Origin of the sequence: Hymenobacter nivis, assembly GCF_003149515.1 — a bacterium.
Classification (GTDB): Bacteria; Bacteroidota; Bacteroidia; order Cytophagales; family Hymenobacteraceae; genus Hymenobacter; species Hymenobacter nivis.
Window position 1 is genome coordinate 3,855,117 of sequence record NZ_CP029145.1, and the last position, 26,082, is coordinate 3,881,198.

Genomic DNA, 26,082 nt, shown 5'->3' on the forward strand with positions numbered 1-26,082 from the left:
TATTCAATTACGTTCGACTAAAATCTATTTTGCAGAACATGTATCATGGAAAAATTTAATTAAGTTTGAATATCCTTCCCGCGCTGCCAACTCGGTAACGCCTTTTCCTTCGCTCCGCCGCCATGGCTTTTTCCGCGCTCTTCCGCGCTTCTTCGCGCCCCGCCGGGGCCCGCCGCACCGGGCTGCGCGGGGCGGTGCTGGTGGCCCTGGCGTTTGGCAGCGGCCTGCTAATTTCCAACAACCCGTTCCGGCCCTCCACCACCAACCCTGATGCCACGGCCCGCGGCTACCTGCGCTTCAAGGAGGTGCTCAGCTACGTGGACCGCGACTACGTGGACTCGGTGAACACCGAGGGCCTGGCCGACTACGCCACGGCCCAGATGCTGGAGCGCCTCGACCCGCACTCGGTGTACATCCCGGCCGCGGAGCGCGAGCAGAACGATGTTTTTTTGCAGGGCGACTTTGATGGCGTGGGCCTCGATTTCAACCTTTTCTGCGACACCATGACGGTGGTGGCCCCGCTCGGCGGCGGGGCGGCGGCCCAGGCCGGCCTGCTGCCCGGTGACCAGGTGCTGCGCGTGGGCGGGCAGGCCGTGTCGGGGGCCCGCCTCACCAACGCCCGCATTGCGCAGCTGCTGCGGGGGGCCCGCGGCAGCACCGTGGCCCTGGAGGTGCACCGGCCCGCTTCGGCCCGCACCTTTGCCCTGGCCCTGGTGCGCAGCCGGGTGCCCAACCCGTCCATTGACGCGGCGTATTTGCTTGATGAGCAGACGGGCTACATCAAAATCAACCGGTTTGCGGCTACCACTTACGACGACTTCCGGGCCGCGCTGGCCGACCTGCGCCGCCAGGGCCTGGCCCGCCTCGTGCTGGACCTGCGCGGTAACCCCGGCGGCTACCTCGACCGCGCCACCCGTGTGGCCGACGAGCTGGTGGGCGGCTCGCGCAAAATCGTGGCCATCGACGGCAAGGGCGATACCTACGACTCGCAGGTGTATGCCAAGGTGGCCGGCGAATTTGAGGAGGGGCCCCTGGTGGTGCTCGTCGACGAGGGCAGCGCCTCGGCTGCCGAGGTGCTGGCCGGGGCCCTGCAAGACCACGACCGCGCCCTGCTGGTGGGCCGCCGCACTTTCGGCAAGGGCCTGGTGCAGCAGCCCATCGCCCTCAGCGACGGCGGCGAGCTGCGCCTCACCATTGCCCGCTACTATACGCCCAGCGGCCGCTCCATCCAAAAGCCCTACGGTAGCAGCCGCGCCGAATACCGCCGCGAGCTGGCCGAGCGGGCCGCCCATGGCGACCTGGCCTCGGCCGACAGCAACCGCGTGGCGGGCGGCCCGCGCTTCCGCACCGACCGCGGCCGGCCGGTGTACGGCGGCGGCGGCATAATGCCCGACGTGTTTGTGCCGCGCGATACGCTGGCGTGCTCGGCCTACTACGCCCGCTTGCAGGCCCACCAAACGCCTCGCGCCCTGGCCCTGGCCTTCTACCAGGCCCACAAAGCCGAGCTGGAAGGCCTTCGCTTCGCCCAGTTCAACGCCACCTTCCGCGTGAGCGATGCGCAGCTGGGGGCCCTGGCCGCCGCCGCCGCCCGCGACGGCGTGCCGGCCGACCCGGCCGCACTGCGCCGCTGCGCCGCCTTACTCCGCAATCAAATCAAGGCCTACATCGCCCAAAGTGCCTACGGCGCGGTGCCCTACTACACGGTGCTGGGCGCGCACGATGCCGAGCTGCAACAGGCCCTGCATGCCCTCGGCGACGGCAGTGCCCAACTGGCCCTGGCCAGCAATAAGTAGGGCCCCCGCGGCGTTGCAAAAGGCCGCTGGCTAATGCGGCACCGACGGCGGTTATTGCGTATTTTTGAAGGCGTAGGAGTTGCCGGCAGGTCTATTCGTTAGCTTCCAATCAATCAATTACTATCGCTTCTTCTATGCTAAAAATAGCTAAACTACTGCTATTGTTGCCCGCCCTGCTGGGTGTACTGCTAATGGCCGGGGGCTGCAACAAAGTGCTGAGCCTGTTGCGCTTCAACGTGAACGACACCCAGAGCTTCACAGTGCCGGCCGCGTACCCCTACGGCACGGTCCCGGTTACCTTGCCCGCCGTGACGGTGAATTCCACCTCCACCACTACCTACGCTAACAACAACACCAAGGCCCAGTACGTGCAGGAGGTGAAGCTGGAGCAGCTCACCCTGACCGCCACCAGCCCCGCCGGCCAAACATTCGACATCGTGAAGAGCGTCAAGCTCTACATCAGTACCGACGCCGCCGGCACCAACAAAGTACTCCTAGCCTCGCTCGACAACGTGCCCAAAGGCGCCACGTCCATCCAACTCAACCCCGCCCCCGACACCAAGCTTGACGCGTACCTGCGAAATAGTAGCTATGCCCTCACCAGCGAAGTGCTGCTCAGCACGCGCCCGGCCCAGGACGTGGTGGTGCGCGTCGACAGCAAGTTCAGCGTGGCGGCCAGTCTGCCATAGAGGGCCCCGGGTGAGCGCCTGGTTTCTAAAAGGCCACTCCCGTTGGAGTGGCCTTTTCGCGTTTAAAAAGCAGTTTGACTTGATGGCTTTGGCTCCTGGAACACTGTAGAGACGTAAGGATACGTCTCTACAGTGTTCTGAATCAGGCAGTTTGTTTAGGGTCCTGGCAGTAAGGTGGCGTTGAAGTGGTCCACCAGCTGCACCACCTCGGTCAGGTTGTCGTAGCGCAGGCTGTGCTGCTGAGCATAGAGGGCCATGTCGCCCGCAGCCGCCCCGAATAGGCGCAGCACCGTCCGCTGGCTCAGCGCCAGGGGTTGGGCCAGCGGCTGGGCCAGGGGCCGGGCCGGGATGGCCACGTACAGCTCGGAGGTGCGCCGGAACTGCGCGGCCTGGGTCTCGACGCCGATGGCCGCGTTGCGCACCGCGCCTACTAGTTCCAGGTCGTAGCCCAGCAGCAGGCGCACGGGGCCTTCGGTCAGCTCTTCGAGCAGCAGGCGGCCCGCGCCGCCTACGCGGTAGGCCCCGAAGCGGTGGCCCGGCCGGCCGGGCGCGTTGTTCAGCACGAAGCCCCGCAGGCTGCCCACCGGGTAGAGGCGCACACCGCCCGGCACAATGGCGTCCCGCACTTCTACCCAGTGGTGCACCAGGTTGTAGCGCAGGCCGGGCACGGGCTGCGGCTCGCCCTTGATGGGCAGCAAGGAGCCGGGCACCCAGTCGGGGTCGTAGTAGTGGGCCACGTGGGCGGCTGCGGCAGCCAGGGCCCGCTCGTCGACGGTGTTGGCCTGATTCAGGTTCTGGGTCGAGGTGGGCCGGCCGTGGCTGATGTCTTCCAAGTCTTTGCTGTTCAGGCCCGCCTGGGCCCAGGCGGGCCGGCTAATCAACCCCAGGGCCCCCAGCACCAGGTAAAGCAAAACAGACGAGCGCATGGCAGTAAAGAAAGGCAGAAAGTGCGCCTAATATACTGCTGCTGCCCCTAGTATCTGGGGCGGGGCAGCCTAAGGGAACCTCATCCCCTAGCCCCCTCTCTCAAAAAGAGGGGGAATTAGCCCTAGTTCTAAAAACCTGATTTCTAGAAGCTAAAACTAAAAACTAGTCCCCCTCTTTTTTGGAGAGGGGGCTAGGGGGTGAAGTTCCCCGCCCTGGGGCCCCTAGCGGTTGCGGCCGTATTGCTCGTGGCTACTCACCCAGTCCGAGCTGCTGATGGCGGCGCCCAGGCTCAGCTCGCCGGCTAGTACCACGCCGGCCACGATTTCGGCGAACTTGTACACCGTGCCGCGGCCTGTGCAGCCCAGCAGGCGCAGGCATTCGTTTTGGGTAGCCAGGCCGGTGCCGCCGCCGTGGGTGGCCACAATCAGGCTCGGGGTGGTGATGTTGATGTACAAGTCGCCCTCCTTTGTCACCTCTGAGTACAGCACGCCGGCGCTCGACTCGCTCACGTTGGCCACGTCCTGCCCCGTGGCAATGAACAGCGCCGTAATGCCGTTGGCCGAGTGGGCCCCGTTGTTATTAGCGCCTGAGAGAAAGGCACCTACGTTGCTCACCTGCCCGTGGTAGGCCAGCTGCTCGGGCGTCACGCGCATGCGCTGTTGCAAGATGTCGCGCTTAATTACGGCCTCCGCCGTCACGCGCTTGCCGCGGGTGCGCATCACGTTGATTTGCGAGGCCTTTTTATCGGTGGTGAAGTTCGATTCGAGGTAGAAATGCTCGACTTTAGGGCCCCCGTAGTTGGCCAGAATCCAGGAGCAGGCGGCGAAGGTGGCGCGGCCCACCATGTTCTGGCCCGCCGCGTCGCCGGTCGAAAAGTTGAAACGCAGGTAGGCAAACTTGTTGGCCAGGTACGTGTCGATGTACTGGAGCTTGGCGATGCGCGACGTACTTTCGGCCTCCGGCCGGATACGCTCCAGGTTGTCGGCCACCCACTTACCGAAGTCGCGGGCCCCGCGCGCGTCGCTGAACACAAACACCGGGGCCCGCTGCATGGCGTCGCCAATCACGGTGCACTTCACGCCGCCGCACAGGTTCAGCACCTGCATGCCGCGGTTGTAGCTGGCCACGAGCGTGCCCTCGGTGGTGGCCATCGGGATGAGGAAGTCGCCCTGCGCATGCTCGCCGTTCACGGTCAGGGGCCCCGCCAGGCCCACCGGCACCTGCGCCACGCCCATGAAGTGCTCGCAGTTGCCCTGCAAGTCGTGCGCATCAAACGAGTACGACTTCAAGTGCTTGAAATGCTGCTGCGTAAACTCTTCGGCAAACCGCTGGCGGGCCCAGCTGGCCTGGGCCTGGCCGCCCTTTCTGCCCCCCGACCGCTGGGTGGGTTTGCTGGCGGCCGTGGCACAGCACGACGACGAGCAGGCGGCCTGGCACGGCCGCGGCGGCCACCACGGCCTCACGCCCGCCGGGGCCCCGGTCAACTTCACGCAAAAGGATTTCTCGCAGGCGCAGGCGCAGGATCTGCTGCACGCCGCCCGCTTCCAGGGGCAGTGGCGCAGCTTGCTTGCCAGCCTGCATCTGAGCTGCTTGTACGAGCCGCTGCGCGGCAGCGCGCCCACTACCACGGCCTTCCTCGACGAGCTGAAGGCCAGCCAGCAGCGCTGGGGCCTGGCCCTGGGCACCACGCCCGCCGAGGCTCGCCGCGCCTACGACCTGCTGCACTGGTGCGCCCGGCTCTCGCTCATCCTCTGCCGGCACGAGCTGCCCGAGATGAGCCGCGAGGTGGAAATCAGCCCGCTGCCGGCCGGCCACTGGGCCTACGCCAGCTTCGTGCGCCAGCCCGGGGGGGGGGCGGCGCGCCTGCCGTGCTGCGGCCCTGGCCCTTCGCCGCCGACGCGCTGGCCGTGAGCGTAGAGGCAGTGGAATTGCACCAGTTGCGCTTCCGCGATGATGCGGCCCTGGCCGGGGCCCTGTGCGCGGCCCCGGTGCGCATCCTGCGTTGGGAGCTGCGCCGCCAGGAATAAAGAAATAATCCTTTCGTAACCAGGATATTACTTGCTTTACAAACGAAAGGCCGGGGCGGCCGTACTAGGAACCTACTTTTTAGCTGTTTAGATGGCGACGTATAAATTTTCGGATATTCTGCAAGTGTTGAAGTCGTCGGCCAGCGAGTTCATGGAAAACAACTCGTTCCGGCACGCGGCGGCGCTGTCGTACTACACCATTTTTTCGCTGCCTCCGCTATTAATCATCGTCATCACGGTGGCCAGCAAGTTCCTGGGCCACGACGCCGTGACGGGCCAGGTGTACGGCCAGCTCAAGGGGTTGGTGGGGCCCGAATCGGCTAAGTTCCTGCAAGACAGCATCGCCACCTTCACCTTGCAAAACAAGAGCGGGCTGGCTACCGCCATCGGGGTGGGCACGCTGATTTTTGCGGCCACCACGTTCTTCGTCACGCTCCAGGAAAGCATCAACGACATCTGGAACCTGAAGGTGAAAACCACCGGCATCGGTATCGGCGACTACGTGCGCCAGCGCCTGCTCTCCTTCGGCCTCATCCTGAGCGTGGCCCTGCTGCTGCTTATATCCTTCGTCATCAGCGCCGTGCTGAGCGCCTTCACCGGCTGGCTCCAGTACCTGATTCCGGCCGCCGGGGTTATTGCCATCAAAGTGGTGGATTTTGCGCTGTCGCTGGGCGTCACCACGCTGCTGTTTGCCCTCATCTACCGCTTCCTGCCCGACGCCATTATCCGGTGGCGCGACGTGAGCGTGGGGGCCTTCATCACGGCGTTGCTGTTTGTGCTGGGGAAGATCCTCATCGCCGTGTATATCGGCTTTGCCAACCCCGGCTCGGCCTTCGGGGCGGCGGGCTCGGCCATCGTGCTGCTGCTCTGGATCAACTACTCCTCGCTCATCATCTTTTTCGGCGCCGAGTTCACCCAGGAATTCGCCGATGCCTTCGGCCAAAAAGTACAGCCCAAGGCCCACGCCGTACGCGTGCGCGTCGAGGAAGTGAAGCCCGGCGAGTCAGATGAGGAAAAAGCCACTGGCCGCCCCCAGGCCACGGGAAGGTGGCGCGATTAGGGCCCCGGGCTTCCCCAAGTACAAAGGCAAGGGCCCCACCGTTCTCAAAACGGTGGGGCCCTTGCGCTTGATTAGAGCAGTATTCAGGTCGGTGTACGGTCCGGTCGGCTGGCTCTTTCAGCTGGTCGACCGATTAACCAGCCGCCGTTTGTTTTCCCTGACGGTAATCGGTCGGCCGGCAGAAAAAGCCGGCGGGCTGGCAGTAACCAGGCTGTGCACTGACCTGGAAACTGCTCTACCAATCCCGCTAAGCTGCCGCCGCCTTCTCCTTCACCGCCAATTGTCCGCAGGCGGCGTCGATGTCCTTGCCACGCGAGCGGCGCAGGTTGGTTTGCACGCCGCGGTCGGCCAGGTACTGGTGGAACGACATGAGGTTTTCCTCGCCGGTGTTGCGGTAGTCCGCGTTTTCGATGGGGTTGTACTCGATGAGGTTGATTTTGCAGGGCAGCCACTTGCTGATTTTCAGCAGGTTCTCGGCGTCTTCCAGCGTGTCGTTGAAGTTCTCAAATACGATGTACTCGTAGGTGACTTTGCGGCCGGTTTTGGCGTGGTAGTACTGCAAAGCTTCCTTTAGGGCCCCCAGCGAGTTGGCCTCGTTGATGGGCATGATTTCGTTGCGCTTGGCGTCGGTGGGCGCGTGCAGGCTCAGGGCCAGGTTGGCCTTCACGTCGTCGTCGGCCAGCTTCTTAATCATCTTGGCGATGCCGGCCGTGCTGATGGTGATGCGGCGCGGGGCCATGTTCAGGCCGTCGGGGGCGGTGATGCGGCGCACGCTTTCCACCACGTTGGCGTAGTTGAGCAGCGGCTCGCCCATGCCCATGTACACGATGTTGGTAAGCGGCGTGCCGTACTGGCCCTCGCACTGCTCGCGGATGCGCACCACTTGGTCGTAAATCTCGGCCGCGTCCAGGTTACGCTTGCGGTCCATGTAGCCGGTGGCGCAAAACTTACACGTCAGCGAGCAGCCCACCTGGCTGCTGATGCAGGCCGTCATGCGCGTATCGTGCGGGATGAGCACGCCCTCCACAATGTTGCCGTCGTAGAGCTTGAAGGCCGACTTGATGGTGCCGTCGTTGCTGCGCTGCTGGTTTTGCACCGTCACGCCGTTGATAACGAAGTGGGCCCCCAGTAGCTCGCGGGTGGCCAGCGAGAGGTTGTTCATCTCCTCAAACGAGCCGGCCGCGTTCTTCCACAGCCACTCCTGCACCTGCTTGGCGCGGAAGGGCTTCTCGCCGTGCTCCACCAGAAAAGCCTTCAGGTCGTCGGCCGAAAGTTTGCGGATGTCGCGCTTGGTGGGCGCGGGGGCGAGGGGCAGTTCAAATAGCATCGGGCAAAGATACAAGCAGGCAAGGCGTTGGGTTCCCGCTTATCCTAGCCGCGCCGCCAACTCCTCGGGTAGCCCGCGCAGTTTGCGGGTGTTGTAGTCGAAGCAGAGCATCCCGGTTTTGGCGCGGGCTATTTCCTTGCCGGCCTGGTTTTTCACCCAGTACACTAGGTCGAACCCGTACTTATTCAGGTCCAGGGGCCCTACTTCGATGCGCAGCACATCGCCGTGAAACGCCTCGCCCTTGTACTCGATGGCCACGTCGGCCATGATGAAGCCCAGGCGGGTGGCGGCGTCAAATTCGGCCGTGCCGAGGTGGGCCAGGTACTGCACCCGCGCCTCGTGCAAGATGCTGAGTAGCGCGTCGTTGCCGAGGTGGGCCCCGTAGTTGAGGTCGGTGATGCGGACGGGGATTTCCACCGCGAAGGAGAAAGCGGCGGGCAACTCTACTTTTACGCGGGCCATGCAGTAAGGAGGCTAACGGACGTTTTACATTTAACTGCCATCGTTTTGGAGAATAGCGCTACGCTTAAAAAATGCCCATTTTGTGCGGAGACAATCATGGCCGAGGCCCGCAAATGTCGGTACTGCGGCGAAATGCTCGACCAGGCGCCGGGGCCCCGCCCGCTGCCGGCCGGGGCCCCATCGGTGCTCATGACTGGGGAGGCCGTCCGGCGGGGCGTGAGCCAGGCCCACCAGGACCACAAGTTTCGCAACGTGCTGGGTGTGGAAATGCTCGTGCTAGCCGGGCTGGTCGGCTTGGTGCGGCATTCCTGGTGGGTGTTTGGGTGGGGTGTTTGTGGTGCTGGCGGTTTGCCTGCGGTACCGGGCGCTGGCGGTGGCCCTATGCGTCTGTTTCAGCCTGTTTTGGGAAGCCATTGGCTACTCACTGGCGTTGGGTTTGTTCTCGAGCACGGCGGCGGGGGTGGTGGTGGGCATCCTGGCCTTCCTGGCTTCCTACGGCGCTCATTCTTCCTCCGCCCGGTGGATGCGCAACGACTAGCGCAGTTGTTTTCCACTTGCTAACCAACTAATTAATGAGCAATTTGCTGGTAGAGGTGCGCACCACGGAGGACGGCTCGCTCACGCTGTTCGTGCCGGCGCTGCACGAGCATTACCACTCCACGCACGGGGCCCGGCGGGAGGCGGTGCACGTGTTCGTCGGGGCCGGGCTGGGGCCGCTGCTGGCCGCCGGCCCCACTGCCGGTGGGCCCCTGCGCATCCTCGAAGTGGGCCTGGGCACTGGCCTGAATGCCCTGCTGACGCTGGCCGCTGGCCAAGCCGCGGGCGCGCGCATTGCCTACGACGGGCTGGAAACCTACCCGCTGCCCCGCGCCGTGGTGGCCGCCTTGCAGCCCGAGTGGGACCAGCAGGGCCCCGGGCCGGCCGGGCAGTTTGCCCGCCTGCACGCCGCGCCCTGGAACGTGCCGGTGGAACTGGCGCCCGGCTTCACCGTGCAAAAAGTGCCCCGGGCCGTGCAAACCGTCGCGCTGGCCCCGGGCCACTACCACCTGATTTATTTCGACGCCTTCGCCCCCGAAAAGCAGCCCGAGCTGTGGACGGAAGCCGTATTTGCGAAGCTATTCGCGGCCGCTGCGCCCGGGGCCCTATTGGTGAGCTACTGCGCCCAGGGCCAGTTCCGGCGCAACCTGCGGGCCGCCGGCTGGCTTACCGAGAAGCTGCCGGGCCCCCCCGGCAAGCGCGAGATGACGCGGGCCCGCAAGCCGTCGTAGCTGTTTATCCGTTAGGGGGCAGATAAAAAAATACACCAAACAGAACGTCATACGGCGCGCAGCGAAGCATCTTTTCCGCGTAACTAACCCTGATTACTGGCGCCGGAAAGATACTTCGCTGCGCGCTGCATGACGTTCCTTACGTCCCCGCTCGCCTCAGGGCTATGGTGCAAGCAGGGGCCCCGGATGACGTTCCTTGCAGAACAAATATGTTAATTTAACCGCCTCATGACCAACGATTTATTCCTGGCCATTTACTGCCCGCACTGCCACTGGGAGCCCGACGGCGGGGCGCACTGGCAGTGCACCTGCGGCTGCGTGTGGAACACCTTCGCCACAGCGGCCGTGTGCCCGCGCTGCCAGCGCCGCTGGCGCGATACCGACTGCCCGCCGCGGCCCGGCGGCTGCGGGGCTACCTCGCCGCACCTCGACTGGTACCACGGGCTGGACGAGGCGGTGGCCGAGCTGATGGAAACGGCGCTGGCCGTGCCGGCTAATGTATGTTGCAGCTAGAATGAGCCATAAATTTCTCCGTATCGAAAGCCCGGCCTGGGTGGCCGAGGGCCTCATCACGGAGGCCCAGCGGCAGCTGCTGCTGGCCCGCTACCCGCCCGATGCCGTGCCCGCCGTGGGCCTGCTGCCGCTGCTGGGCAGCCTGCTGGTGGCCCTGAGCGCCCTGAGCGTGGTGGCGGCCAACTGGGCCGCGTTGCCGCCGGTGGCGCGCCTGGCCCTACTACTGAGCAGCTTGGTAGGGTCCTACGCGGGTGGACACTACTTCATGCAGCGCGGCAACCGCACGCTGGGCCGGGGCCTGGTAGGCCTGGGGCTGGTGCTGTTCGGCGTCAGCATCATCCTCGTCAGCCAGACCTACCAGCTGGTGGGCTACGACGCTAGTGGGCTGCTGGCCTGGGTGGTGGCTGGCGTGGCCCTGGCCTACGCGCACCGCAGCCGCATGCTGGCCGCCCTCACCGTGCTGATTGGGGCGGCGGTGCAAACCTATTGCACCCAGGCGCTGGGCAGCTTTAGCTACGCCACCGCCGCGCTACTGGCCGGGGGCCTGGGCTACCTTTGGTGGCGCCGTCCCGATGGCCTGCTGAGCACCGTGCTGTCGGCCGGCTTGCTGTGGCAGGCGGCGCTGTGGGTGGGCGTTTCGCACGCCAAAATCACCTGGTTTTTCATCCCAGCCATGGTCGTGTACGCGGCCGGCGACTGGCAGCCCGACCGCCACGCCGGCCGTAATGCGCAGGCGCCCCCGCTAATAGCGGCCTACCTGTTTGCCCTGGGCCTGGCCCTGTTTGGCGAAACCGATGCCTACGCTGGCCTGCTGCGGCCGCCGGTGCTGGCCTACCTGGGGGCCCTGGCGGCGGTGCTGGCGCTGTCGGTGGCGGGCAAAAAGCAGCGCGGCCGCCTCGATACGCTGCCCGACTGGCTGCTGCTACTGCCGGGCTTTTATTTGCCGGGCGGGCTACCGCTGGCCATTGCCACGCTGGTGGTGCTGTACGCCCACGCCGGCTCGGTGCTGGTGCGCGCCCACCGCGCCGGCGACGCCGACCAGCTCACGCTGGGCACGGTGCTGTTTGTGGGGGCCACCATGGTGGCGTACTTCAAGCTGACGTGGGCGTTCCTCGACAAGTCGCTGTTCTTCCTGCTCGGCGGGGTGCTGCTGCTGGGCCTGAGCTGGTACCTGCGCCGCCGCAACGCCCGGGTGCTGGCCGCCGCCGGGGCCCCGGGCCCCGCCGCCAAACCTACCGAGTAGCCCACTTCGCTAAGTTGTTAGTTGCTCGTTGTCAGTTGTTAGCGCCTTGGTAAATGCGTAACCATCAATTGGCAACGAACCAACTAACAACTGACAACTAAACAACCGACCACTTAAAACAACGCCCTATGGCCCCCGTTGCCGCCGCCGTTCCCGAAGCCCCGCCCCGGTTCAAGCTGCTGCCGCGGCTGCTGGTGGGGGCCCAGGTACTGTACGTGCTGGGCGTGGCCGGCGCGGGCTACGCCACCACCGCCCTGGGCAAAGCCGTGGTGCTGGCCGCCACCCCCGCCGACCTCACCACCCTCAAAACCACCGATTTCGTGCGCCTGCGCTACGCCGTGGCCACCGTGCCCCGCGCCCAGTGGCAGGGTCCCGAAGCGCCCCACACCCGCCAAAGCGTGTACGTGCTGCTTGCTTCGGCCGGGGCCCCCGCCGCGGCCACCGTGCTGGGTGTGTACGCTGCCGAGCCCCGCGCCGCGGCCGGCCAAGCGGTGCTGCGCGGCTGGGTCACCGACGTATTTCCGCGCACCCTGGGGCTGCGCTACGGCCTGGAGCGCTACTACGTGCCGGCGGCCAGCGTGCTGCGCAAGTCCACCGTGGCCCGGCCGCTGCGGGTGCAGGTGCGCATCGCGCCCTGGGGCCAAGCCCGCATTGTGGAGGTGAGCGAATAAGCTGGGCAGCTGACGTGTTTTTAATGCCGCCAACCAGGAATAATCAAACGTCATGCTCATCTGGCGTCCGCGCAGCCGAAGCATCTCTCTCGCTGATTAAATAATTAATTACTGCCGCGGAAGGGATACTTCGGCTGCGCGGACGCCAGATGAGCACGACGGTCAATTAACGCGAATAATTATTAATTAGCGTTAAATAGAAAAGCCCCTGGCTGTGCGGCCAGGGGCTTTTTTGTTGCTAAAACTGTTGCTCTACTTATCCATGCGGAAGGAAATCGGTACGGTGTACTGCACGCTCACGGCCCGGCCGTTTTGCCGTCCAGGTATGAAGCGCGGCAGCTTGCTGATGGCGCGTAGCGTTTCTTCGTCCAGGCCCGAGCCCAGGCCCTTCACAATTTTCAGGTCCGTTACTTCGCCCTGCGCGTTCACCACGAAGCTGGCGAATACCTTGCCCTCCACGCCGTTGGCCAGGGCCTGAGCGGGAAAGCGCGCCGCCTTTTGGATGGCCGCCACAATGGCCTCGGTGCCGCCGCCGCCGGGCAACTGCGGCATCTGCTCCACCGATATGTAGGACTTGTCGCTGACGGTTTCGCCCGTAATAGTGTTGGGCCCCACGGTGCTTTCCAGCTCTTTAAGCGCGCCTTCGTCAATTCCGCCTTTGATGGTCACGGCGGCTACGTGGGTGCTGGCCAATGCTTCCTGCTCCGGAATTTCCTCGGTAATCACATTATTGTGGACGATCTTGATGCTGTCGAATTTGGTCGAATTGACGGCCATCGTTTTGGATTGCACGGCGGCTACGGGCGGCGGCGGCAACACAATTGGGTCAATAATTAGCGGTTTCACCTCGGGGTTGCCAATTCCGGTGGGCGCGAAGGGAACCACCACTTCGGGGCCCCTAATTAGCCGTGCCAGGGCCTGGCCGCCCACCAGCAATGCCAGCAGGGCGAGGGCAATGCCGAGCGCCCGCGTCACGTGGCGCTGGTAGAGGTGGCGCAGCACGTAGGCCCCGTAGGTTCGGTTGCGGCCGTCGAATACGATGTCGTCGAGGCTGGCCGTGGCCAGCTGGGCATTGTTCATCATAATGGGTTGCTGGTTAAAAGGGTGAGGTCGGCGGGGGAAAGCTTGGTGAGGGCATATTGCCGCTGGTTGGTGATGCTCATCTCGTCGAGAATGTCCACCATGTCTTTGTACTGCGAGTCGGCGCCGGGCTTGATGAGCACCACCACGGGGCCCCGCTGCTGACGGGCTAGCAGCACCTGCCGGACGCCCCGGGGCCCAAAATCCGTGGTTTCCAACCGGGCGGCGGCCACCGTTTTGTCGGCCGGCTGGTTCAGGCCGAAGTAGTAGTGCACCCGGTGGTTTTTGCCCAGGATGACGGTCAGGCTCTTCGAAGCGGGCACGGCCGTGGGGTGCGCTTCATCGGGTACGGGCATGGTCAGCTGCATCACGTAGGGTTTGGCGAACGTGGTGGTGAGCATGAAAAACGTGAGCAGCAGAAACGCGAGGTCCACCATCGGCGTCATGTCGATGCGGGTCGACACCTTCTTACTTCGTCGGCGGCCGTTGGGAGTGGGGGCGGAGGCTTTCGGTTCGAGGGCGGCCATAGGCAACGGGGCGAATGAGTGGAAGATGAACCACCAACGCACCGCTATATTGCCTTATTGCAGGCTTTTGGGCCCCCAGCCACTATTTATTTTCGGCCCGCCAGAGGTCCTAAAAATGCCACACGCCCGCCGGCGTCACGAGGGCTGTCAGGGCCACGTCGGTGGGCAGCATATCAGCCAGCGAGGCCCCCGGCGGCTCGTCCAAAATGTTTAGCCCAATGAATATGGTGCCCGGTCGGCACTGCGCCAAAAACCGGTCGTAAAACCCGCCGCCGTAGCCCACTCGCTGCCCCGCCACGTCGCAGGCCAGCAGCGGCACCAGCACCGCATCGAAGGCGGCGGGCGCAACTGCCGCCGCTGGGGCCCCCACCGGCTCCGGGATGCCCCAGCGGTTGGCCACCAGCGGCGTAGCGGCTATCAACTCGTAGTGCTTCAGCGAAATGCCGTCGGGCTGTACCACCGGCGCCGCCAGCCGCAAGCCCGGAAAATCGGCCCAAATGTGCCGAATAACCGCCCAGGTATCCGGCTCATTCTTGCTAATTAATGGTAGAAACACGTGCAGCCACCGCCACGCCACCACCGGGAAATACTGGAATAATTGCGCGCTAATTAATTCGCTGCGCGCCGCCACTTCGGCGGCCGTTAGGGCCCCGCGGCGGGCCAGGGCGGTGCGGCGCAGGGCGGGTTTGGTCATTCCCAGAGGAACTAACAAGAAGTTGCTTGAGCTAATAAAACGGTCATGCTGAGCGCAGTCGAAGCATCTCTACCGCTAACTACTCAGTTATTACTGCTGCGCTAGAGATACTTCGACTGCGCTCAGCATGACGGTCTAATGTGCTCTCTAATTATTCTAGGTAGCTTCTTAAATGTGCGGCGAAAATTTCCTTACGCCACGCACTGGGCTATAATGCTTCCATTTAATCCATAAGATGTATCAATTTCACAGTTGACTAATCCATCTTCTTCATTGAAGCGAATATCAAAAATCACATTTTGATGATTAAATCCATCGAGTTGATAATCCCGCACTTCTTGAAATTCTAATTCTACCAAGCAAACCCCAATAATGTCGATTTCTAGACAAATTACTGGCCAGTACTCGGGTACACCCCGCGTAAATTTTAAGCTTACTATTTCGGCATCGTGAAACGAAGGCCAATGCCCCAAATACTGAATAAGTGATTCTTTGTTTGCAACATTAGGCGTAGGCATAATTTTGGTTACTAGATGTCTACTCTTCCTCCACCACAGCGAAGTTCAGCGCTAGCGGTTCCAGGGCCCCTATTAATTGATTGATGAATTCGGGGTTATTAATTAACACGTTCAGCACATTGTCGGTGCGCTCTTGCAGGCCGCCGCCGGGGAAGAGCTTTTCCTTGATGGCGGCGAGTTGGGCGTAGGCGGTTTCGTGCTTGGTTTCGGCGGCTTTGCTGAGGCGCTTTTCGAGGCCAGCGAGTCCGACGGCGGCTTTTTGGGCTTCGGCGGCTACGGTGCGCACCAGCGAGGCATCGAGGCGCTGGGCCAGGTCCTGCACCTGCTGGAAGGTGGCGGCCAGCGCCTCCTGCTGCTCCTTCAGGCTGATTTCTTCCTGGCCCAGGGCGGCGCCTACTTGCTTCTTTAGCTCGGGCAGCGGGCGGAAAATATCGGTGGTGCTTAGGCCCAGCTTCTTGAGTTTGCCGGCGTTGGCGCGGCTCACGTACAGCGCTGAATTGCGGGGCAGCACGATGGGGAACGGCACCTTAAATGCCGCGAACACGTCCTTCAGCTGGAACCAGTACGCCACCTCCGCGCCCCCGCCGATGTAGGCTAGGTTGGGCATTAGCAGCTCTTGGTACACGGGCCGCAGCACCACGTTGGGGCTGAAGCGCTCGGGCTGCTGGCGGGCCAGCTCCAGCAATTCGGCCTGGCTGTGGCAGCGGGCAGTGTTGCGCACGGTCACCTCCACGCAGTCGGCACCGCTGGCGTCGGGCTCCAGCCGCTCACGCAAGCCGCTGTCGGTGAGGAAGAACAGGTTGAGGGGCCGCGAGTACACCTGCGGCTTGTAGCCGGCGGCGGTGAGGCGGGCGTTGGTGGCCTGCACGGCGGCGTTGGAGGTTTGGTGCTGGATTTCCTGCTCCAGCACTGGCACCAGGGCCTGCTTCAAATCCGGACGGTCGGCGTCGAGCGTTACCAGGCCGTACTGGCCAAACAGGCCGTCGGCCAGGCGTTGGGTGGCGGCGGCCAGCGTGGGGGCCCCCCGGTAGGCCTCGCGGAATAGGGCCGGCACCTCGGGCGGCAGCTGGCTCAGCAGCTGCTCGTCGAGGCCGGCCAGGGGCAGGCGGCCTACTGGGCCCCCGGTGCCTTCGGCGTCCCACTGGTAGGTTTTGCCGAAGAGCGAGAAGTGGTTGATTTCGGCAAAGTCGTGGTCCTCGGTGGCCATCCAGTACACGGGTACGAAATCGTACTGCGGGTATTTAGCCTTCAACTCGCGGCTCAACTTAATGGCCGACACAATTTTGTACACAAAGTACAGGGGCCCCGTGAGCAGGTTGAGCTGGTGGCCGGTAGTGATGGTGAACGTGGTGTCCTTCGCCAGCAGCTCAATGTTGGCGGCCACAGCGGCGGGCACTTCGCCGGCGGCGTACTGGGCGCGCAGGGCCTCTACCAGCCGCTGCCGCGCCGCGGACGAATAGGCGGCTTGCTTCTCTTCAATTTGGGCCGTGAAGTTTTCGAGCGCCGGCCAGCGGTGGTAGAATGGTGCCAGCGCGGGCTTTTGGGCCAGGTAATCGGTGAGGAGGCCGGAAAAAGCGCCGGTGTCGGCATAAGAAAGTGTCTGAACCACGGATTTATCGGATTGAGCGGATTGGTCGGATTTTGGGGACGATTCCCGGCGGCCGCCCCGCTAGGCAGCGCAAAGGTCGGGACTAAACAAAAAAGGCAGCCGTTTGGCTGCCTTTCGGAGGAGGTTGTGCGGCGGGGCCCCAAAGACGGGCGCGTAGACCCCCCGAGATTGCCTACCCTGAAACGTTATGCTCATCTGGCGTCCGCTTGCCGAAGCATCCCTCCCGCTGACTAACCATGATTACTGCTGCGGGAGAGCTGCTCCGGCAAGCGGACGCCAGATGAGCATGACGTTCTAAACTGCCTTAAACAAGTGTTCCGTAGAGGTCAAAATCCGTGGCGGAGGTGATTTTCACGTTCGCGAAGTCGCCCAGGCGCACGAATGTATCCTTCTCTACCGGCACCAATACCTCGTTGTCTACCTCGGGCGAGTCGAACTCGGTGCGGCCCACGAAGTGCCCGCTTTCCTTGCGGTCGAACAGTACCTTGTATGTCTGGCCCACGCGGGCCTCGTTCAGTTCCAGCGAAATGCCCTGCTGCAGCTCCATGATGGCGTCGGCGCGCTCTTGCTTAAGATTGGCGGGTACGCTGTCTTCCAGCGTGTAAGCGTGCGTGTTGTCTTCGTGCGAATACGTGAAAATACCCAGCCGCTCGAACCGCGTCTGGCGCACAAATTCGTACATCTCCTCAAAGTCGGCCTCCGTTTCGCCGGGGTGGCCGGCGATGAGCGTGGTGCGCAGCGCAATGCCCGGCACCCGCTGCCGGATGGTATCGACCAGTTCCGACGTGCGGCGGCGGGTGATACCGCGGCGCATGATTTTCAGCATGTTGTCCGAGCCGTGCTGCAAGGGCATGTCGAGGTACTTGCAGATGTTGGCGCGCTCGGCCATCACGTCCAGCGCCTCCAGCGGGAACTGCGACGGGTAGGCGTACTGCATCCGAATCCACTCGATGCCGTTCACGTCGGACAGGCGGCGCAGCAGCTCGGGCAGCTTGCGCTCGCCGTAGGCTTGCAGGCCGTAGTAGGTCAGGTCCTGGGCAATGAGAATCAGCTCCTTGGTGCCCTGGGCGGCCAGGCGGCTGGCGTCGCGCACGAGGTCGTCCATGGTGCGGTCCACGTGCTTGCCGCGCATCAGCGGGATGGCGCAAAACGAGCAGGGGCGGTTGCAGCCCTCCGCAATTTTGAAGTAGGCGTAGTGGCGCGGCGTGGTCAGCAGGCGCTCACCCACCAGCTCGTGCTTGTAGTCGGCGTTCAGCACCTTCAGCAGCTGGGGCAGCTCCAGGGTGCCGAAATAGGCGTCCACCTGCGGGATTTCTACCTCCAGCTCGTCCTTGTAGCGCTGCGAGAGGCAGCCCGTCACGTACAGCTTCTCCAGGCGACCGGCTTCTTTCTCGTCGGCGTAGCGCAGGATGGTGTCGATGCTTTCCTGCTTGGCATTGTCGATGAAGCCGCAGGTGTTGATGATGACGATGTTGGCGTCGCTTTTCGTCGCCTCGTGCGTCACGTCAAAGTCGTTGGCCTGGAGCTGGCCCATTAGCACCTCGCTGTCCACGATGTTCTTCGAGCAGCCCAGCGTGATGACGTTGACCTTGTTCTGGTTTTGATTTCTAACTTTCACTATTGTTGATTTTATCGCTGATTTCTACTGATTAACCGTGATTTCGCTGATGCTAATTAATTATTTGGCGGTGGTCCAAAGCGGGGTGATTCCAGTATTTAATTCTGCTTCTTGACGCACTTTTTCCCGTTTTTCTGACTCCATTCAAGTGGTTCCCATTAGAACGCGCTAATAACTGAAAATAGAATATCATCCCACTTTGGACCACCGCCAATTATTTTTCTATTTTGCTAACGAAGGAAGCATCTTCTCACGCTAGATAACCGCGCAACAGTGAAAATATGCTTCGCAGGTTCAGCATGACAGACCATTAACAATTACCACGGAAGATTTTTAGTGCTGAAAAACTAGCGCAATGCGCTCAAATTGAAGCTGAAGCTGGGCAGAACGTCTTCGCCGCTCAAGGTCTCGGCAAATGATTTGACTACGCTCACCGAACCGTCGGCGCGGAAAATGCGGGTGGTTTCAGTTTTGGGGTCGATTAGCCAAGCCAGGCGGCAGCCGTTGGCTATGTACTCCAACAGCTTGGGTGTCAAATTAGTTAGGCTATCGGATGGGCTGGCCATCTCCACCATAAAATCGGGGCACAGCAGCGGGAAACGCTCCTGCTGCTTGGCCGTCAGGGCCCCCCAGCGGTCAGCGCGGACCCACGCCATGTCGGGCGAACGCACCGCGCCGTTGGGCAACCGAAAACCAGTGGACGAGTTGAACATTTTGCCCATCCGGCCTTGGCAGTTCCAGATGGTTAAACCCGTCAGCAGTTCGCTGTTGCGGCGGCCCGTAGTTCCTCCGGTCATGCTCAAAAACTCAATGGTGCCGTCGGCCCGGCGTTCAAACTTTAGCTCGGCGTTGCGCTGGCAGAAGACGTAGAATTCGTCCTCCGTCATGTGGTTCAGCCAGTCGGCCAAGCTGATGGCCGGGGCGGAGGCTTCGGGCAGCGCGGCGGCCGGCGGCAGCACAGGGGGCAACAAGTTGGGCATCATGGCAAAGGCAACAGCAAAACCAGGCGAATTAATTCAGAACCTAGGGGCCCTATACGGCCTCGAACTGCCGCAGGAACCGCAGGTCGTTTTCCGTGAATAGGCGCAGGTCCTTGATTTGGTACTTGAGCATGGCGATGCGCTCGATACCCATGCCCCAGGCGTAGCCAGCGTATTTCTCGGGGTCGATGCCGCTATTTTCGAGTACGTTGGGGTCCACCATGCCGCAGCCGCCAATTTCCACCCAGCCCGAGTACTTGCAGATGTTGCAGCCCTTGCCCTTGCAAATGAGGCAGGTGATGTCAATCTCGGCGCTGGGTTCGGTGAAGGGGAAGAAGCTGGGCCGGAACCGGATGTTAATATCGGCCCCAAACATCTCACTAACAAAGTAATACACCGTCTGTTTGAGGTCGGCAAAGCTTACGCCCGCGTCAATGAACAGGCCCTCCACCTGGTGGAACATCATGTGGGCGCGGGCCGAAATGGCCTCGTTGCGGTACACGCGCCCCGGCATTACGGACCGGATGGGCGGGGCCTGGGTTTCCATTACCCGCACCTGCACGTTGCTGGTGTGGGTGCGCAGTAGCAGCGGCACGTCGGGGGCCCCGGATTCGGCCGGGTCAAGCGGACTTTTGAGCGCGGGCGGGGCGATGAAGAACGTGTCCTGCATGTCGCGCGCCGGGTGGTTCTCGGGGAAGTTGAGGGCCGTGAAGTTGTGCCAGTCGTCCTCAATCTCGGGGCCCTCGGCCACCGCAAAGCCGATGCGGCCGAAGATGCGCAGCATCTCCTCGCGCACCAGGCTCAGGGGGTGGCGGGTACCCAAGGCGTTGGGCACGGGCGGCAGGGTATAGTCGTAGCCGGCATCGGCGGGTTGGTTGGCAGTGGCGGCTTCCAGGGCCTGCTGGGCGGTGTCGTGGCGGGCCTGGGCGGCTTGCTTGAGCTGGTTGAGCTGCTGGCCCACGGCGCGCTTCTGGTCGGCGGGCACGGTTTTGAGTTGGTCGAATAAGTCGGCCAGGCGGCCCTTGCGGCCGAGGTAGGCAATGCGGAAAGCGTCGAGCTGGGCCGCGGTGGCCAGCTCCTGGGCGCTGATTTCGGCCTCAAGGCCGGCAATGGAATCCTGTAGCATAGCCACAAAGTTACGGCCGGGCGGCACCCCGGCGGGTAGTTCTGCGTACGCACCGCCAGGGCCGGCCGGGAGGCGGGCCCAACGTTGTTGTTTCTCCCTGATCTTTCATCATCATGCTGCGTTCTTTCTTCACGTTGCTGCTGGCCGCCTCGGCCCTGGCCGCCATCGCTCAAACGGCCCCGCGCCCCATCCACAAAACTACCCTGCACAAAACTACCGCCCACAAAACCGCAATGCACGAAGCGGCCGCGCCCGTGCCGGCTGCCACTTCCGACGCCACCGCCACCGATGGCAGCTTCGGCAACGGAGCCCCCAGCTCGTCGTCCGCCAACGACGGCGGCCAGGGCCAAGGCGTGTACGCCGCCCCCGGCATGGCTGTGGACATAAAATCGGGCAAAGAAGTGGAGCCTTATAACTCGACCAACGAGAAGCCGGGCGATAAGCCCGCCAAGCGCACCACCACGCTCTCGCCCAAGTAAGCGCCGGGGCCCCCGGGCCCATTGCTTTTTGTCGAAACGCCCCGCTTGGCTCGCGCAGCCGGGCGGGGCGTTTTTGGGTTGAAGTGGTTCTTTGGGGCCCCGGGTGGTTTCAGCAGCGGCCTGGGGCCCCAGGCAATAGAATCTGAGTTTGGCACGGTCTTCGACTTTGGGTAAGCAACTCCCTACTCCTTAAGCCCGTTTCGCCCATGTTCCGCTCCCTTGTTACCCTCGCTTTGTCGGTGTTGCTAATTGCCGAGGCCAGCGCCCAAACCGCGCCGGCCGTCACCAAAAAAACCGCCCGTACCACCCGCCGCGTGGCTAAGAAAACGCAGCGCACCGTGCGCAAAACCACTCGCCAAGCCGCCGCCGCCTGGCCTGCTCCCGACCCCGCCACGCCGGTAATGGCCGCCGTCACGAAGCCCACCGGCTGGGAGGCCTACGACGATGCCCAGGCCCGCCAGGGCCGCGACGCGGTGTACGCCGCCCCGGGCATGGGCGTGCACATCCGCACGGGCCACGAAATGGACAACTACGACGGCACGCCCCGCAAAACCCCGGTTAGCACGAAGCAAACCACGCTCTCGCCCAGCCCCCGCTAGGCCGGGACTAATCCACGGCTGACGATTACACGTAAAGGTGGGCCCCGGCTAACGGCTGGGGCCCACTTCTTTATTCCAAATAATTGTACTGTTATGCTACGTTCTTTCCTCGCTGGTGCCCTAGTGCTCGCTGTGTTATTCGGGGCCCAGGCCCAAACCGGCACTAAAAACTACAAGCGCGCGGTGCGCCAAACCAGCCGCAAGAAAGGCAAGTACTACCGCGCCGGTACCCTCAAGGCCACCGGGGCCGGCAAGCGCCAAATGGAAGTGTCGCGCGGCGACTACTACCTGGCCCCCGGCATGCCTATGCCCCAAACCGACCACCGGCACATCGATAGCTACATGGGCGACGTGCCCCCGCGCAAGCACTACGCCAAAAAGCCCGCCCCCGGGGCCCCCGGCAGCAACAGCACCCTCAGCCCCGCCCGGAAATAAGGGAAGCTGAAAATTGAGGTGAGTGGCCGATAATTACAAGGCCGTCATGCTGAGCGCAGCCGAAGCATCTCTCCCGCAGCAGTAAATAATTACTTGCGCGGGAGAGATGCTTCGGCTGCGCTCAGCATGACGGCCTTGTAGCTTGGCGCAGCGGCCTTTTTTGTATCACCGCCCGTCTGGTGCGGCCGTTCTACTCAGCTTCCATCTCTATTTCCTCGGCTACGAACTCGCCAACGGCTTCGTAGTAGAGCGTATTACAGTTTTCGGGGCGGAGCACTTGGGCGGCGGCGGCGCGTACGGCGGCCACGTCCACGGCCTGGATGCGGCGGCTCTCGTCGTTCACCAGGTTGGCGTCGCCGATGAGCTTGCTGTAGGCTAGATTGAGGGCCCGGTTCAGCAGGTCGATTTCGCCGAATACCAGGAGGCTTTCGGCCTGGTTTTTTACTTTTTCCAGTTCGCGAGCATCCACGTCGGCGGCCACGAACTCGGCCACCACGGCTTCCACGGCGGCGTTGGCTTCGTGCAGGTCCACGCCGGCGTTCAGCTTGCCGCTCACCACGAGCAGGCCCGCGTCGAGGGCCCCGGTAAGAGAGGCCGAAATGTTGTTGAACAGGGCCAGCTCCTTCACCAGGCGCTGGTACAGGCGGCTCGATTTGCCCCGGCCTAGCATGTCGGCCAGCAGGTCCACGGCGTAGTAATTGTCGTCGCGGCGGGCGGGGGCGTGGTAGGCTTTGTAGAGGGCCGAGAGGGGCACGGGGGCCTGCACGGTTTGGGTGCGGGCCTGGGTTTGGGTGGGCTCCTGGGGCAGGTCGCGCACGTAGGCGGGGCCCCCGGCAATGGGCCCGAACCATTTCTCGGCCAGGCGCTTGGCTTCATCAAACGATACGGCGCCGGCCAGCACCAGAATGGCGTTCTGGGGGGCGTAGTGCTTGTTAAAAAAGCCGCGCACGTCGTCCATCACGGCGTTCTCGATGTGCGCAATTTCCTTGCCGATGGTGTTCCACTGGTAGGGGTGCACCTGGTAGGCCAGGGGCATCATTTTCAGCCACACGTCGCCGTAGGGCTGGTTGAGGTAAGTTTGCTTGAACTCCTCGACCACCACCTTGCGCTGCACTTCCAGGCCATTTTCCGAAAATGCCAGGTTCAGCATCCGGTCCGATTCGAGCCAGAAGCCGGTTTCGAGGTTGGCGGCGGGCAGCGAGAGGTAGTAGTTGGTGACGTCCTGCGAGGTGAAGGCGTTGTTTTCGCCGCCCACGCGCTGCAAGGGCTCGTCGTAGCTGGGGATGTTCACGGAGCCCGAAAACATCAGGTGCTCAAACAGATGCGCGAAGCCCGTGTGGTCGGGGTCCTCATCGCGGGCCCCCACGTCATACATCACGTTCAGCACGGCCATCGGGGTGCTGAAATCTTCGTGCACAATGCAGCGCAGGCCGTTGGCAAGGGTAAATTCCTGGAAATTAATCATGTAAATTGGAGTGAGGCTATCTATTGGGTGCAAACTTACGGGGGTCCGATTTCAATAGGTCTCTAACAGCAGAAACGGCAAAATAGTGTACGGGTCTGCCCATGGGCCCGTGTACCATCTTGCCGTCCGAAAACGTCAATTCTCGCCCCTGGTTACTTCCTGGCTGGCGCCCCTCAAATGGACGCCCGCACGCCCAGCAGCCAGGTGCGGGGCACGGGCACAGCTCCGTAATCGCGGCCGGCTAGGGCGGGGGCGGGGCCCCCGCTGCTCACATTGGGGTCATATCCGCGGTAGCCGGTCAGTACCAGCAGGTTCTGGCCGCCAATCCACAGGCTGAGGTCCTGGGTGGCCGTTTGGCGCAGGCGGTAGGTGAGGGTGAGCGAAGACAGCCGCACGTTGCTACCGTTTTCCAGCAAGCGGTCCGTTACGGCAGGGCCATTGGTAGCGTTAAAATTACCGGCGTAGCCCGCCCCCGGAATGGACGTGTCTTGATGCGTGGGCGTCCACCGGTCACGCACGGTGGTGGCGTTATTGCTGTAGCCGGTGGGCGTATCCAAAAAGTCGCGTTGGTAGTTCAGTACCTGGTAGCCAAACATGCCGTCCATTTGCGCATCGAGGGCCAGGGGGCCCCGGCGCAGCTGCTGGCTGAGGCTCACGAGTTGCGCCGGAATGCCGCTGCCGATTACTGTCTGGGTCAAAAAAGCATAGCCGCCGCTGCTCTGGGTTCGAAACCGCAGCGTGCCGTCGGCGTTCAGCCCATCCTGCTGGAAGCCATAGAACGCGCCCGTGGGCTGGTTGTCATATACCGGCCCAAGCGACGGGGGCGTATTGCTCGTATTAGTCGGGCTGTCCTCTCGGAGGCGATTGTGGTTATAGCTGGCGGCCAGCGAAGTAGCGCCTTGCAGGCGGCCCCGCCGCCAGTGGGCGGTTAAGGTCAATTCCAGGCCCCGGTTGCGGATGGTAGCCTCGTCAAATACCGTGACTGGGCCCCCATTAGCATAATCCGGAATGGCTACGGCGTTGCTGATCAGCGCGTGGTAGCTGGTGCGCTGGTAGGCCACGAACTGGCCCGTGAAGTGGCCGCTGCGCGGGCCAAAATGCACGCCTGCCTCTGCCTGGTCGTTGTGCAGGGGTAATTGGTAGCGGTAGTTTGGGTAAGACCCTCCAAGGATTTGGGCGGGCCCAAACTGCCCGTAGCCCAGCTGGGGCACGCCGGTGCGGGCCGCCCCCAACCACAGGCGCAGGCCGGCGCGGCCGGGGCGGGCCTGCCAGCTAAGTTGGGCGTTGGGGTAATACTCGGTGGCGTCGCTGCCGCGGTAGTGGCCGTAGCTCAGGCCGGCTTGTACGGTAAGGGTGCTGTCGAAAGTGTAGTGCAGGCTGGCCCAAGGCCGGTGCAGGCGCGTTTCGCCGGGCCCCAACTGGTAGAAACCAGTGCTGTAATTGGCCCCGGGACCGGGCGTAGGTTGGTTGCTGAAATAGTAGTCGGTGCGCGATACTAAGTCGGCGGCCTGGTATTGGTAATCCACTTCGGCGCCTACTTCGTGCCGGGCCCCCAGTTGCCGCTGGTAGCGCACGGCCAGCTGGGCCGCCCACTGGCTGGTGTGGTAAATCTGGGTAGCATAGACCTGGCTAGTAGCTGGGCCCTGGTTCGTGTAGAAGGGCGGGGCGCTGCTCTCCGCATCGAGCAGAGTGCGCTGAAAATTGGCGGCGGCCTGCACCGTGAGGTGCGGCAGTGGCTCGTAGTCGGCGGCTAGCTGCGCGAGCAGGCGCCGGGTGCGCGGGCTGCGGTACGTGTAATCATTGATGGCCAACGGGTTCGCGAAGTTGTAAGGTATGCCGTATTGCCCCGTAAAAGATCCGTAGCCACTGTAGCCGCCCTGGTCGGTGCGCACCGATTGGGTAGGCGGGGCCAGCAGCGCGGCAAAGGTGCTCCCGCGCGTGCCTTGGGTGTAGGGCAGGCGCTGGTCGGTTTGGCCCATGGCCGCGGTGCCGTGCAGGCGCAGCTGGTGCCCCACGCGCTGGTCAAGGGCCAGGCGCAGGCCCAGGCGCGTCAGGTCGGTGCCCCGCAGCACGCCACTTTGTTGGCGGTAGTCGGCGCTGAGCAGGTAGGTGGTATTGGCGCGGCCGCCGTCCAGGCTCACTTGGTGCTGCTGTAAGCCCGCTACCCGGTAGGTTTCGGATTGCCAATCGGTGCCCGTGCCAAGGTTGGTACTGAGGTAGGGCGCTGGCGAATTATAGCGGAGCGCGGCTTCGTTGACCAATGCGGCGTATTCGCTGGCCGGCAGCAAATCATAGCGCTGGCGCATCTGCTGCACACCGGCGTAGGCGGCGTAGCGCACGCGCAACGGCCGCCCGCCCTGGCCCCGGCGGGTGCGGATGCTGATGACCCCGTTCGCGCCCAGGGGCCCGTAGCGGGCCACGGCGGCGGGGCCCGCTAACACCTCCACGCTCTCAATGCTTTCGGGTGGCAGCAGTTGCAATGGGTTGGCCCCCGCCTCGGCGTGTTGCTCCGCGATAGTCGCCGCCGAAGAACTACTGCCGCTCGACGATTCAAAGGGCGCCAGGGGGGCGCTCACGCCGGGTGCCTGGCCCACCGTCAATTCGTCGTTGAGGGCGGGTAGGCCGTCGATGACGTACAGCGGTTGCGCCTGCCCCAGGGCCAAACTGGCCCCGCGGATGCGCACCGCCCTGCCGCTGCCGGGGCTGCCGTCGTAGGGCGTTACCTGCACGCCGGCCACGGTGCGTAGCTGGTCTTGCACAGTGAGAAAAGGGCGCGCCGGCTGCTCCTGGTTTTGCACGCGAAACGTGCCGGATAGCGTCGGGGAGGGACTCAGCGAATCGGGTAAATCGATGCGAAAAAAGTGGGTGGCTGGTAGCGTATCGGCGGGAGCCGCGTGGGTAACTGGCTGCGCAACGGCTGGTAATGCCGCCGTTAGCAGGAAAATACCAAGATAATAGTTGGCCATAAAATC

Annotated in this window: 27 protein-coding genes; 13 read left to right on the top strand and 14 right to left on the bottom strand. The window is 63.3% G+C overall.

Annotation, left to right across the window (positions count from 1 at the left end; all coding sequences use genetic code 11):
• Nucleotides 1-122: 122 nt before the first annotated feature.
• The gene (locus DDQ68_RS17085; protein WP_109657388.1) at nucleotides 123-1,793 is read left to right on the top strand and encodes a S41 family peptidase; all 1,671 of its coding nucleotides are present in this window, start codon (nucleotides 123-125) and stop codon (nucleotides 1,791-1,793) included.
• Nucleotides 1,794-1,927: 134 nt separating this feature from the next.
• Nucleotides 1,928-2,482, top strand: coding sequence for a hypothetical protein (locus tag DDQ68_RS17090; protein ID WP_109657389.1), 555 nt, complete (start codon nucleotides 1,928-1,930; stop codon nucleotides 2,480-2,482).
• A 155-nt stretch (nucleotides 2,483-2,637) separates the two neighbouring features.
• On the opposite strand, the gene DDQ68_RS17095 is transcribed toward DDQ68_RS17090, so the two are convergent.
• Complete coding sequence (locus tag DDQ68_RS17095; RefSeq protein ID WP_162550192.1) at nucleotides 2,638-3,408, bottom strand: hypothetical protein; 771 nt, start codon at nucleotides 3,406-3,408, stop codon at nucleotides 2,638-2,640.
• 222 nt (nucleotides 3,409-3,630) lie between these two features.
• Entirely contained in the window at nucleotides 3,631-4,698 is a 1,068-nt protein-coding gene (locus DDQ68_RS17100; protein WP_342767411.1) for a hydroxymethylglutaryl-CoA reductase, read from the bottom strand.
• A gap of 4 nt (nucleotides 4,699-4,702) precedes the next feature.
• On the opposite strand from DDQ68_RS17100, the gene DDQ68_RS17105 reads away from it, so the two are divergent.
• The 3 genes from DDQ68_RS17105 to DDQ68_RS17110 all read left to right on the top strand — a co-directional run bounded on the left by DDQ68_RS17105 (nucleotide 4,703) and on the right by DDQ68_RS17110 (nucleotide 6,496).
• On the top strand, nucleotides 4,703-5,320 hold the full coding sequence (locus DDQ68_RS17105; RefSeq protein ID WP_211320166.1) for a DUF3891 family protein: 618 nt from the start codon (nucleotides 4,703-4,705) through the stop codon (nucleotides 5,318-5,320).
• Complete coding sequence (locus DDQ68_RS23010) at nucleotides 5,278-5,436, top strand: hypothetical protein (RefSeq protein ID WP_162550194.1); 159 nt, start codon at nucleotides 5,278-5,280, stop codon at nucleotides 5,434-5,436. Before DDQ68_RS17105 ends, DDQ68_RS23010 begins: the two co-directional genes overlap by 43 nt.
• Before the next feature lie 91 nt (nucleotides 5,437-5,527).
• Nucleotides 5,528-6,496, top strand: a complete 969-nt coding sequence (locus tag DDQ68_RS17110; protein WP_109657391.1) for a YihY/virulence factor BrkB family protein — start codon at nucleotides 5,528-5,530, stop codon at nucleotides 6,494-6,496.
• 247 nt (nucleotides 6,497-6,743) lie between these two features.
• On the opposite strand, the gene rlmN is transcribed toward DDQ68_RS17110, so the two are convergent.
• Together rlmN and DDQ68_RS17120 are read right to left on the bottom strand one after the other, a co-directional pair.
• Nucleotides 6,744-7,823, bottom strand: coding sequence for a dual-specificity RNA methyltransferase RlmN (rlmN, locus tag DDQ68_RS17115; protein WP_109657392.1), 1,080 nt, complete (start codon nucleotides 7,821-7,823; stop codon nucleotides 6,744-6,746).
• A gap of 39 nt (nucleotides 7,824-7,862) precedes the next feature.
• Nucleotides 7,863-8,285: a thioesterase family protein gene (locus DDQ68_RS17120; RefSeq protein WP_109657393.1), complete on the bottom strand. Its 423-nt coding sequence runs from the start codon at nucleotides 8,283-8,285 to the stop codon at nucleotides 7,863-7,865.
• A gap of 319 nt (nucleotides 8,286-8,604) precedes the next feature.
• On the opposite strand from DDQ68_RS17120, the gene DDQ68_RS17125 reads away from it, so the two are divergent.
• From DDQ68_RS17125 to DDQ68_RS17145, 5 genes are all read left to right on the top strand, one after another.
• The gene (locus DDQ68_RS17125) at nucleotides 8,605-8,823 is read left to right on the top strand and encodes a hypothetical protein (protein WP_162550195.1); all 219 of its coding nucleotides are present in this window, start codon (nucleotides 8,605-8,607) and stop codon (nucleotides 8,821-8,823) included.
• Between the two features lie 34 nt (nucleotides 8,824-8,857).
• Nucleotides 8,858-9,553, top strand: coding sequence for a tRNA (5-methylaminomethyl-2-thiouridine)(34)-methyltransferase MnmC2 (mnmC2, locus tag DDQ68_RS17130; protein WP_162550196.1), 696 nt, complete (start codon nucleotides 8,858-8,860; stop codon nucleotides 9,551-9,553).
• A gap of 228 nt (nucleotides 9,554-9,781) precedes the next feature.
• Complete coding sequence (locus DDQ68_RS17135; protein ID WP_109657395.1) at nucleotides 9,782-10,066, top strand: hypothetical protein; 285 nt, start codon at nucleotides 9,782-9,784, stop codon at nucleotides 10,064-10,066.
• Between the two features lies 1 nt (nucleotide 10,067).
• Complete coding sequence (locus DDQ68_RS17140; protein ID WP_162550197.1) at nucleotides 10,068-11,309, top strand: DUF2157 domain-containing protein; 1,242 nt, start codon at nucleotides 10,068-10,070, stop codon at nucleotides 11,307-11,309.
• Between the two features lie 128 nt (nucleotides 11,310-11,437).
• Entirely contained in the window at nucleotides 11,438-11,980 is a 543-nt protein-coding gene (locus DDQ68_RS17145; RefSeq protein WP_109657397.1) for a GDYXXLXY domain-containing protein, read from the top strand.
• Nucleotides 11,981-12,232: 252 nt separating this feature from the next.
• Here the strand turns inward: DDQ68_RS17145 and DDQ68_RS17150 are convergent, their stop codons facing one another.
• The 8 genes from DDQ68_RS17150 to pheS all read right to left on the bottom strand — a co-directional run bounded on the left by DDQ68_RS17150 (nucleotide 12,233) and on the right by pheS (nucleotide 20,132).
• A complete protein-coding gene (locus DDQ68_RS17150) occupies nucleotides 12,233-13,063 on the bottom strand; it encodes an energy transducer TonB (protein WP_109657398.1) in 831 nt (276 codons plus the stop codon).
• Entirely contained in the window at nucleotides 13,060-13,587 is a 528-nt protein-coding gene (locus tag DDQ68_RS17155) for an ExbD/TolR family protein (protein WP_109657399.1), read from the bottom strand. Before DDQ68_RS17155 ends, DDQ68_RS17150 begins: the two co-directional genes overlap by 4 nt.
• 109 nt (nucleotides 13,588-13,696) lie before the next feature.
• Nucleotides 13,697-14,281: a 5-formyltetrahydrofolate cyclo-ligase gene (locus DDQ68_RS17160; protein ID WP_109657400.1), complete on the bottom strand. Its 585-nt coding sequence runs from the start codon at nucleotides 14,279-14,281 to the stop codon at nucleotides 13,697-13,699.
• Nucleotides 14,282-14,472: 191 nt separating this feature from the next.
• Nucleotides 14,473-14,799: an Imm50 family immunity protein gene (locus tag DDQ68_RS17165; protein WP_109657401.1), complete on the bottom strand. Its 327-nt coding sequence runs from the start codon at nucleotides 14,797-14,799 to the stop codon at nucleotides 14,473-14,475.
• A 19-nt stretch (nucleotides 14,800-14,818) separates the two neighbouring features.
• Nucleotides 14,819-16,408: a bacillithiol biosynthesis cysteine-adding enzyme BshC gene (gene bshC, locus DDQ68_RS17170; protein ID WP_109657402.1), complete on the bottom strand. Its 1,590-nt coding sequence runs from the start codon at nucleotides 16,406-16,408 to the stop codon at nucleotides 14,819-14,821.
• A 304-nt stretch (nucleotides 16,409-16,712) separates the two neighbouring features.
• Nucleotides 16,713-17,942 (bottom strand): 30S ribosomal protein S12 methylthiotransferase RimO, encoded by a 1,230-nt coding sequence (gene rimO / locus DDQ68_RS17175; protein WP_438830723.1) that lies wholly within the window; start codon nucleotides 17,940-17,942, stop codon nucleotides 16,713-16,715.
• Between the two features lie 431 nt (nucleotides 17,943-18,373).
• Nucleotides 18,374-19,009, bottom strand: coding sequence for a Uma2 family endonuclease (locus DDQ68_RS17180; RefSeq protein WP_245897089.1), 636 nt, complete (start codon nucleotides 19,007-19,009; stop codon nucleotides 18,374-18,376).
• Between the two features lie 49 nt (nucleotides 19,010-19,058).
• Nucleotides 19,059-20,132, bottom strand: coding sequence for a phenylalanine--tRNA ligase subunit alpha (gene pheS, locus DDQ68_RS17185; RefSeq protein WP_109657404.1), 1,074 nt, complete (start codon nucleotides 20,130-20,132; stop codon nucleotides 19,059-19,061).
• Nucleotides 20,133-20,245: 113 nt separating this feature from the next.
• On the opposite strand from pheS, the gene DDQ68_RS17190 reads away from it, so the two are divergent.
• The 3 genes from DDQ68_RS17190 (at nucleotide 20,246) to DDQ68_RS17200 (ending at nucleotide 21,645) form a co-directional block, all read left to right on the top strand.
• On the top strand, nucleotides 20,246-20,611 hold the full coding sequence (locus DDQ68_RS17190) for a hypothetical protein (protein WP_109657405.1): 366 nt from the start codon (nucleotides 20,246-20,248) through the stop codon (nucleotides 20,609-20,611).
• A 206-nt stretch (nucleotides 20,612-20,817) separates the two neighbouring features.
• On the top strand, nucleotides 20,818-21,210 hold the full coding sequence (locus DDQ68_RS17195; RefSeq protein WP_162550198.1) for a hypothetical protein: 393 nt from the start codon (nucleotides 20,818-20,820) through the stop codon (nucleotides 21,208-21,210).
• 93 nt (nucleotides 21,211-21,303) lie between these two features.
• A complete protein-coding gene (locus DDQ68_RS17200) occupies nucleotides 21,304-21,645 on the top strand; it encodes a hypothetical protein (protein WP_162550199.1) in 342 nt (113 codons plus the stop codon).
• Nucleotides 21,646-21,835: 190 nt separating this feature from the next.
• Here DDQ68_RS17200 and DDQ68_RS17205 read toward each other — a convergent pair whose 3' ends face one another.
• Nucleotides 21,836-23,110 carry a M16 family metallopeptidase gene (locus tag DDQ68_RS17205; RefSeq protein WP_109657408.1) on the bottom strand — a complete coding sequence of 425 codons (1,275 nt, stop codon included), beginning with the start codon at nucleotides 23,108-23,110 and terminating at the stop codon, nucleotides 21,836-21,838.
• Nucleotides 23,111-23,283: 173 nt separating this feature from the next.
• A complete protein-coding gene (locus tag DDQ68_RS17210; RefSeq protein WP_109657409.1) occupies nucleotides 23,284-26,076 on the bottom strand; it encodes a TonB-dependent receptor domain-containing protein in 2,793 nt (930 codons plus the stop codon).
• Nucleotides 26,077-26,082 lie beyond the last annotated feature (6 nt).

Coding starts and splice junctions, on each gene's coding strand:
- DDQ68_RS17085 (WP_109657388.1), top strand. CDS start 123: ATGGCTTTTTCCGCGCTCTTCCGCGCTTCTTCGCGCCCCGCCGGGGCC.
- DDQ68_RS17090 (WP_109657389.1), top strand. CDS start 1,928: ATGCTAAAAATAGCTAAACTACTGCTATTGTTGCCCGCCCTGCTGGGT.
- DDQ68_RS17095 (WP_162550192.1), bottom strand. CDS start 3,408: ATGCGCTCGTCTGTTTTGCTTTACCTGGTGCTGGGGGCCCTGGGGTTG.
- DDQ68_RS17110 (WP_109657391.1), top strand. CDS start 5,528: ATGGCGACGTATAAATTTTCGGATATTCTGCAAGTGTTGAAGTCGTCG.
- rlmN (WP_109657392.1), bottom strand. CDS start 7,823: ATGCTATTTGAACTGCCCCTCGCCCCCGCGCCCACCAAGCGCGACATC.
- DDQ68_RS17120 (WP_109657393.1), bottom strand. CDS start 8,285: ATGGCCCGCGTAAAAGTAGAGTTGCCCGCCGCTTTCTCCTTCGCGGTG.
- mnmC2 (WP_162550196.1), top strand. CDS start 8,858: ATGAGCAATTTGCTGGTAGAGGTGCGCACCACGGAGGACGGCTCGCTC.
- DDQ68_RS17135 (WP_109657395.1), top strand. CDS start 9,782: ATGACCAACGATTTATTCCTGGCCATTTACTGCCCGCACTGCCACTGG.
- DDQ68_RS17140 (WP_162550197.1), top strand. CDS start 10,068: ATGAGCCATAAATTTCTCCGTATCGAAAGCCCGGCCTGGGTGGCCGAG.
- DDQ68_RS17145 (WP_109657397.1), top strand. CDS start 11,438: ATGGCCCCCGTTGCCGCCGCCGTTCCCGAAGCCCCGCCCCGGTTCAAG.
- DDQ68_RS17150 (WP_109657398.1), bottom strand. CDS start 13,063: ATGATGAACAATGCCCAGCTGGCCACGGCCAGCCTCGACGACATCGTA.
- DDQ68_RS17155 (WP_109657399.1), bottom strand. CDS start 13,587: ATGGCCGCCCTCGAACCGAAAGCCTCCGCCCCCACTCCCAACGGCCGC.
- DDQ68_RS17160 (WP_109657400.1), bottom strand. CDS start 14,281: ATGACCAAACCCGCCCTGCGCCGCACCGCCCTGGCCCGCCGCGGGGCC.
- DDQ68_RS17165 (WP_109657401.1), bottom strand. CDS start 14,799: ATGCCTACGCCTAATGTTGCAAACAAAGAATCACTTATTCAGTATTTG.
- rimO (WP_438830723.1), bottom strand. CDS start 17,942: ATGGGCCAGCTCCAGGCCAACGACTTTGACGTGACGCACGAGGCGACG.
- DDQ68_RS17180 (WP_245897089.1), bottom strand. CDS start 19,009: ATGATGCCCAACTTGTTGCCCCCTGTGCTGCCGCCGGCCGCCGCGCTG.
- pheS (WP_109657404.1), bottom strand. CDS start 20,132: ATGCTACAGGATTCCATTGCCGGCCTTGAGGCCGAAATCAGCGCCCAG.
- DDQ68_RS17190 (WP_109657405.1), top strand. CDS start 20,246: ATGCTGCGTTCTTTCTTCACGTTGCTGCTGGCCGCCTCGGCCCTGGCC.
- DDQ68_RS17195 (WP_162550198.1), top strand. CDS start 20,818: ATGTTCCGCTCCCTTGTTACCCTCGCTTTGTCGGTGTTGCTAATTGCC.
- DDQ68_RS17200 (WP_162550199.1), top strand. CDS start 21,304: ATGCTACGTTCTTTCCTCGCTGGTGCCCTAGTGCTCGCTGTGTTATTC.
- DDQ68_RS17205 (WP_109657408.1), bottom strand. CDS start 23,110: ATGATTAATTTCCAGGAATTTACCCTTGCCAACGGCCTGCGCTGCATT.
- DDQ68_RS17210 (WP_109657409.1), bottom strand. CDS start 26,076: ATGGCCAACTATTATCTTGGTATTTTCCTGCTAACGGCGGCATTACCA.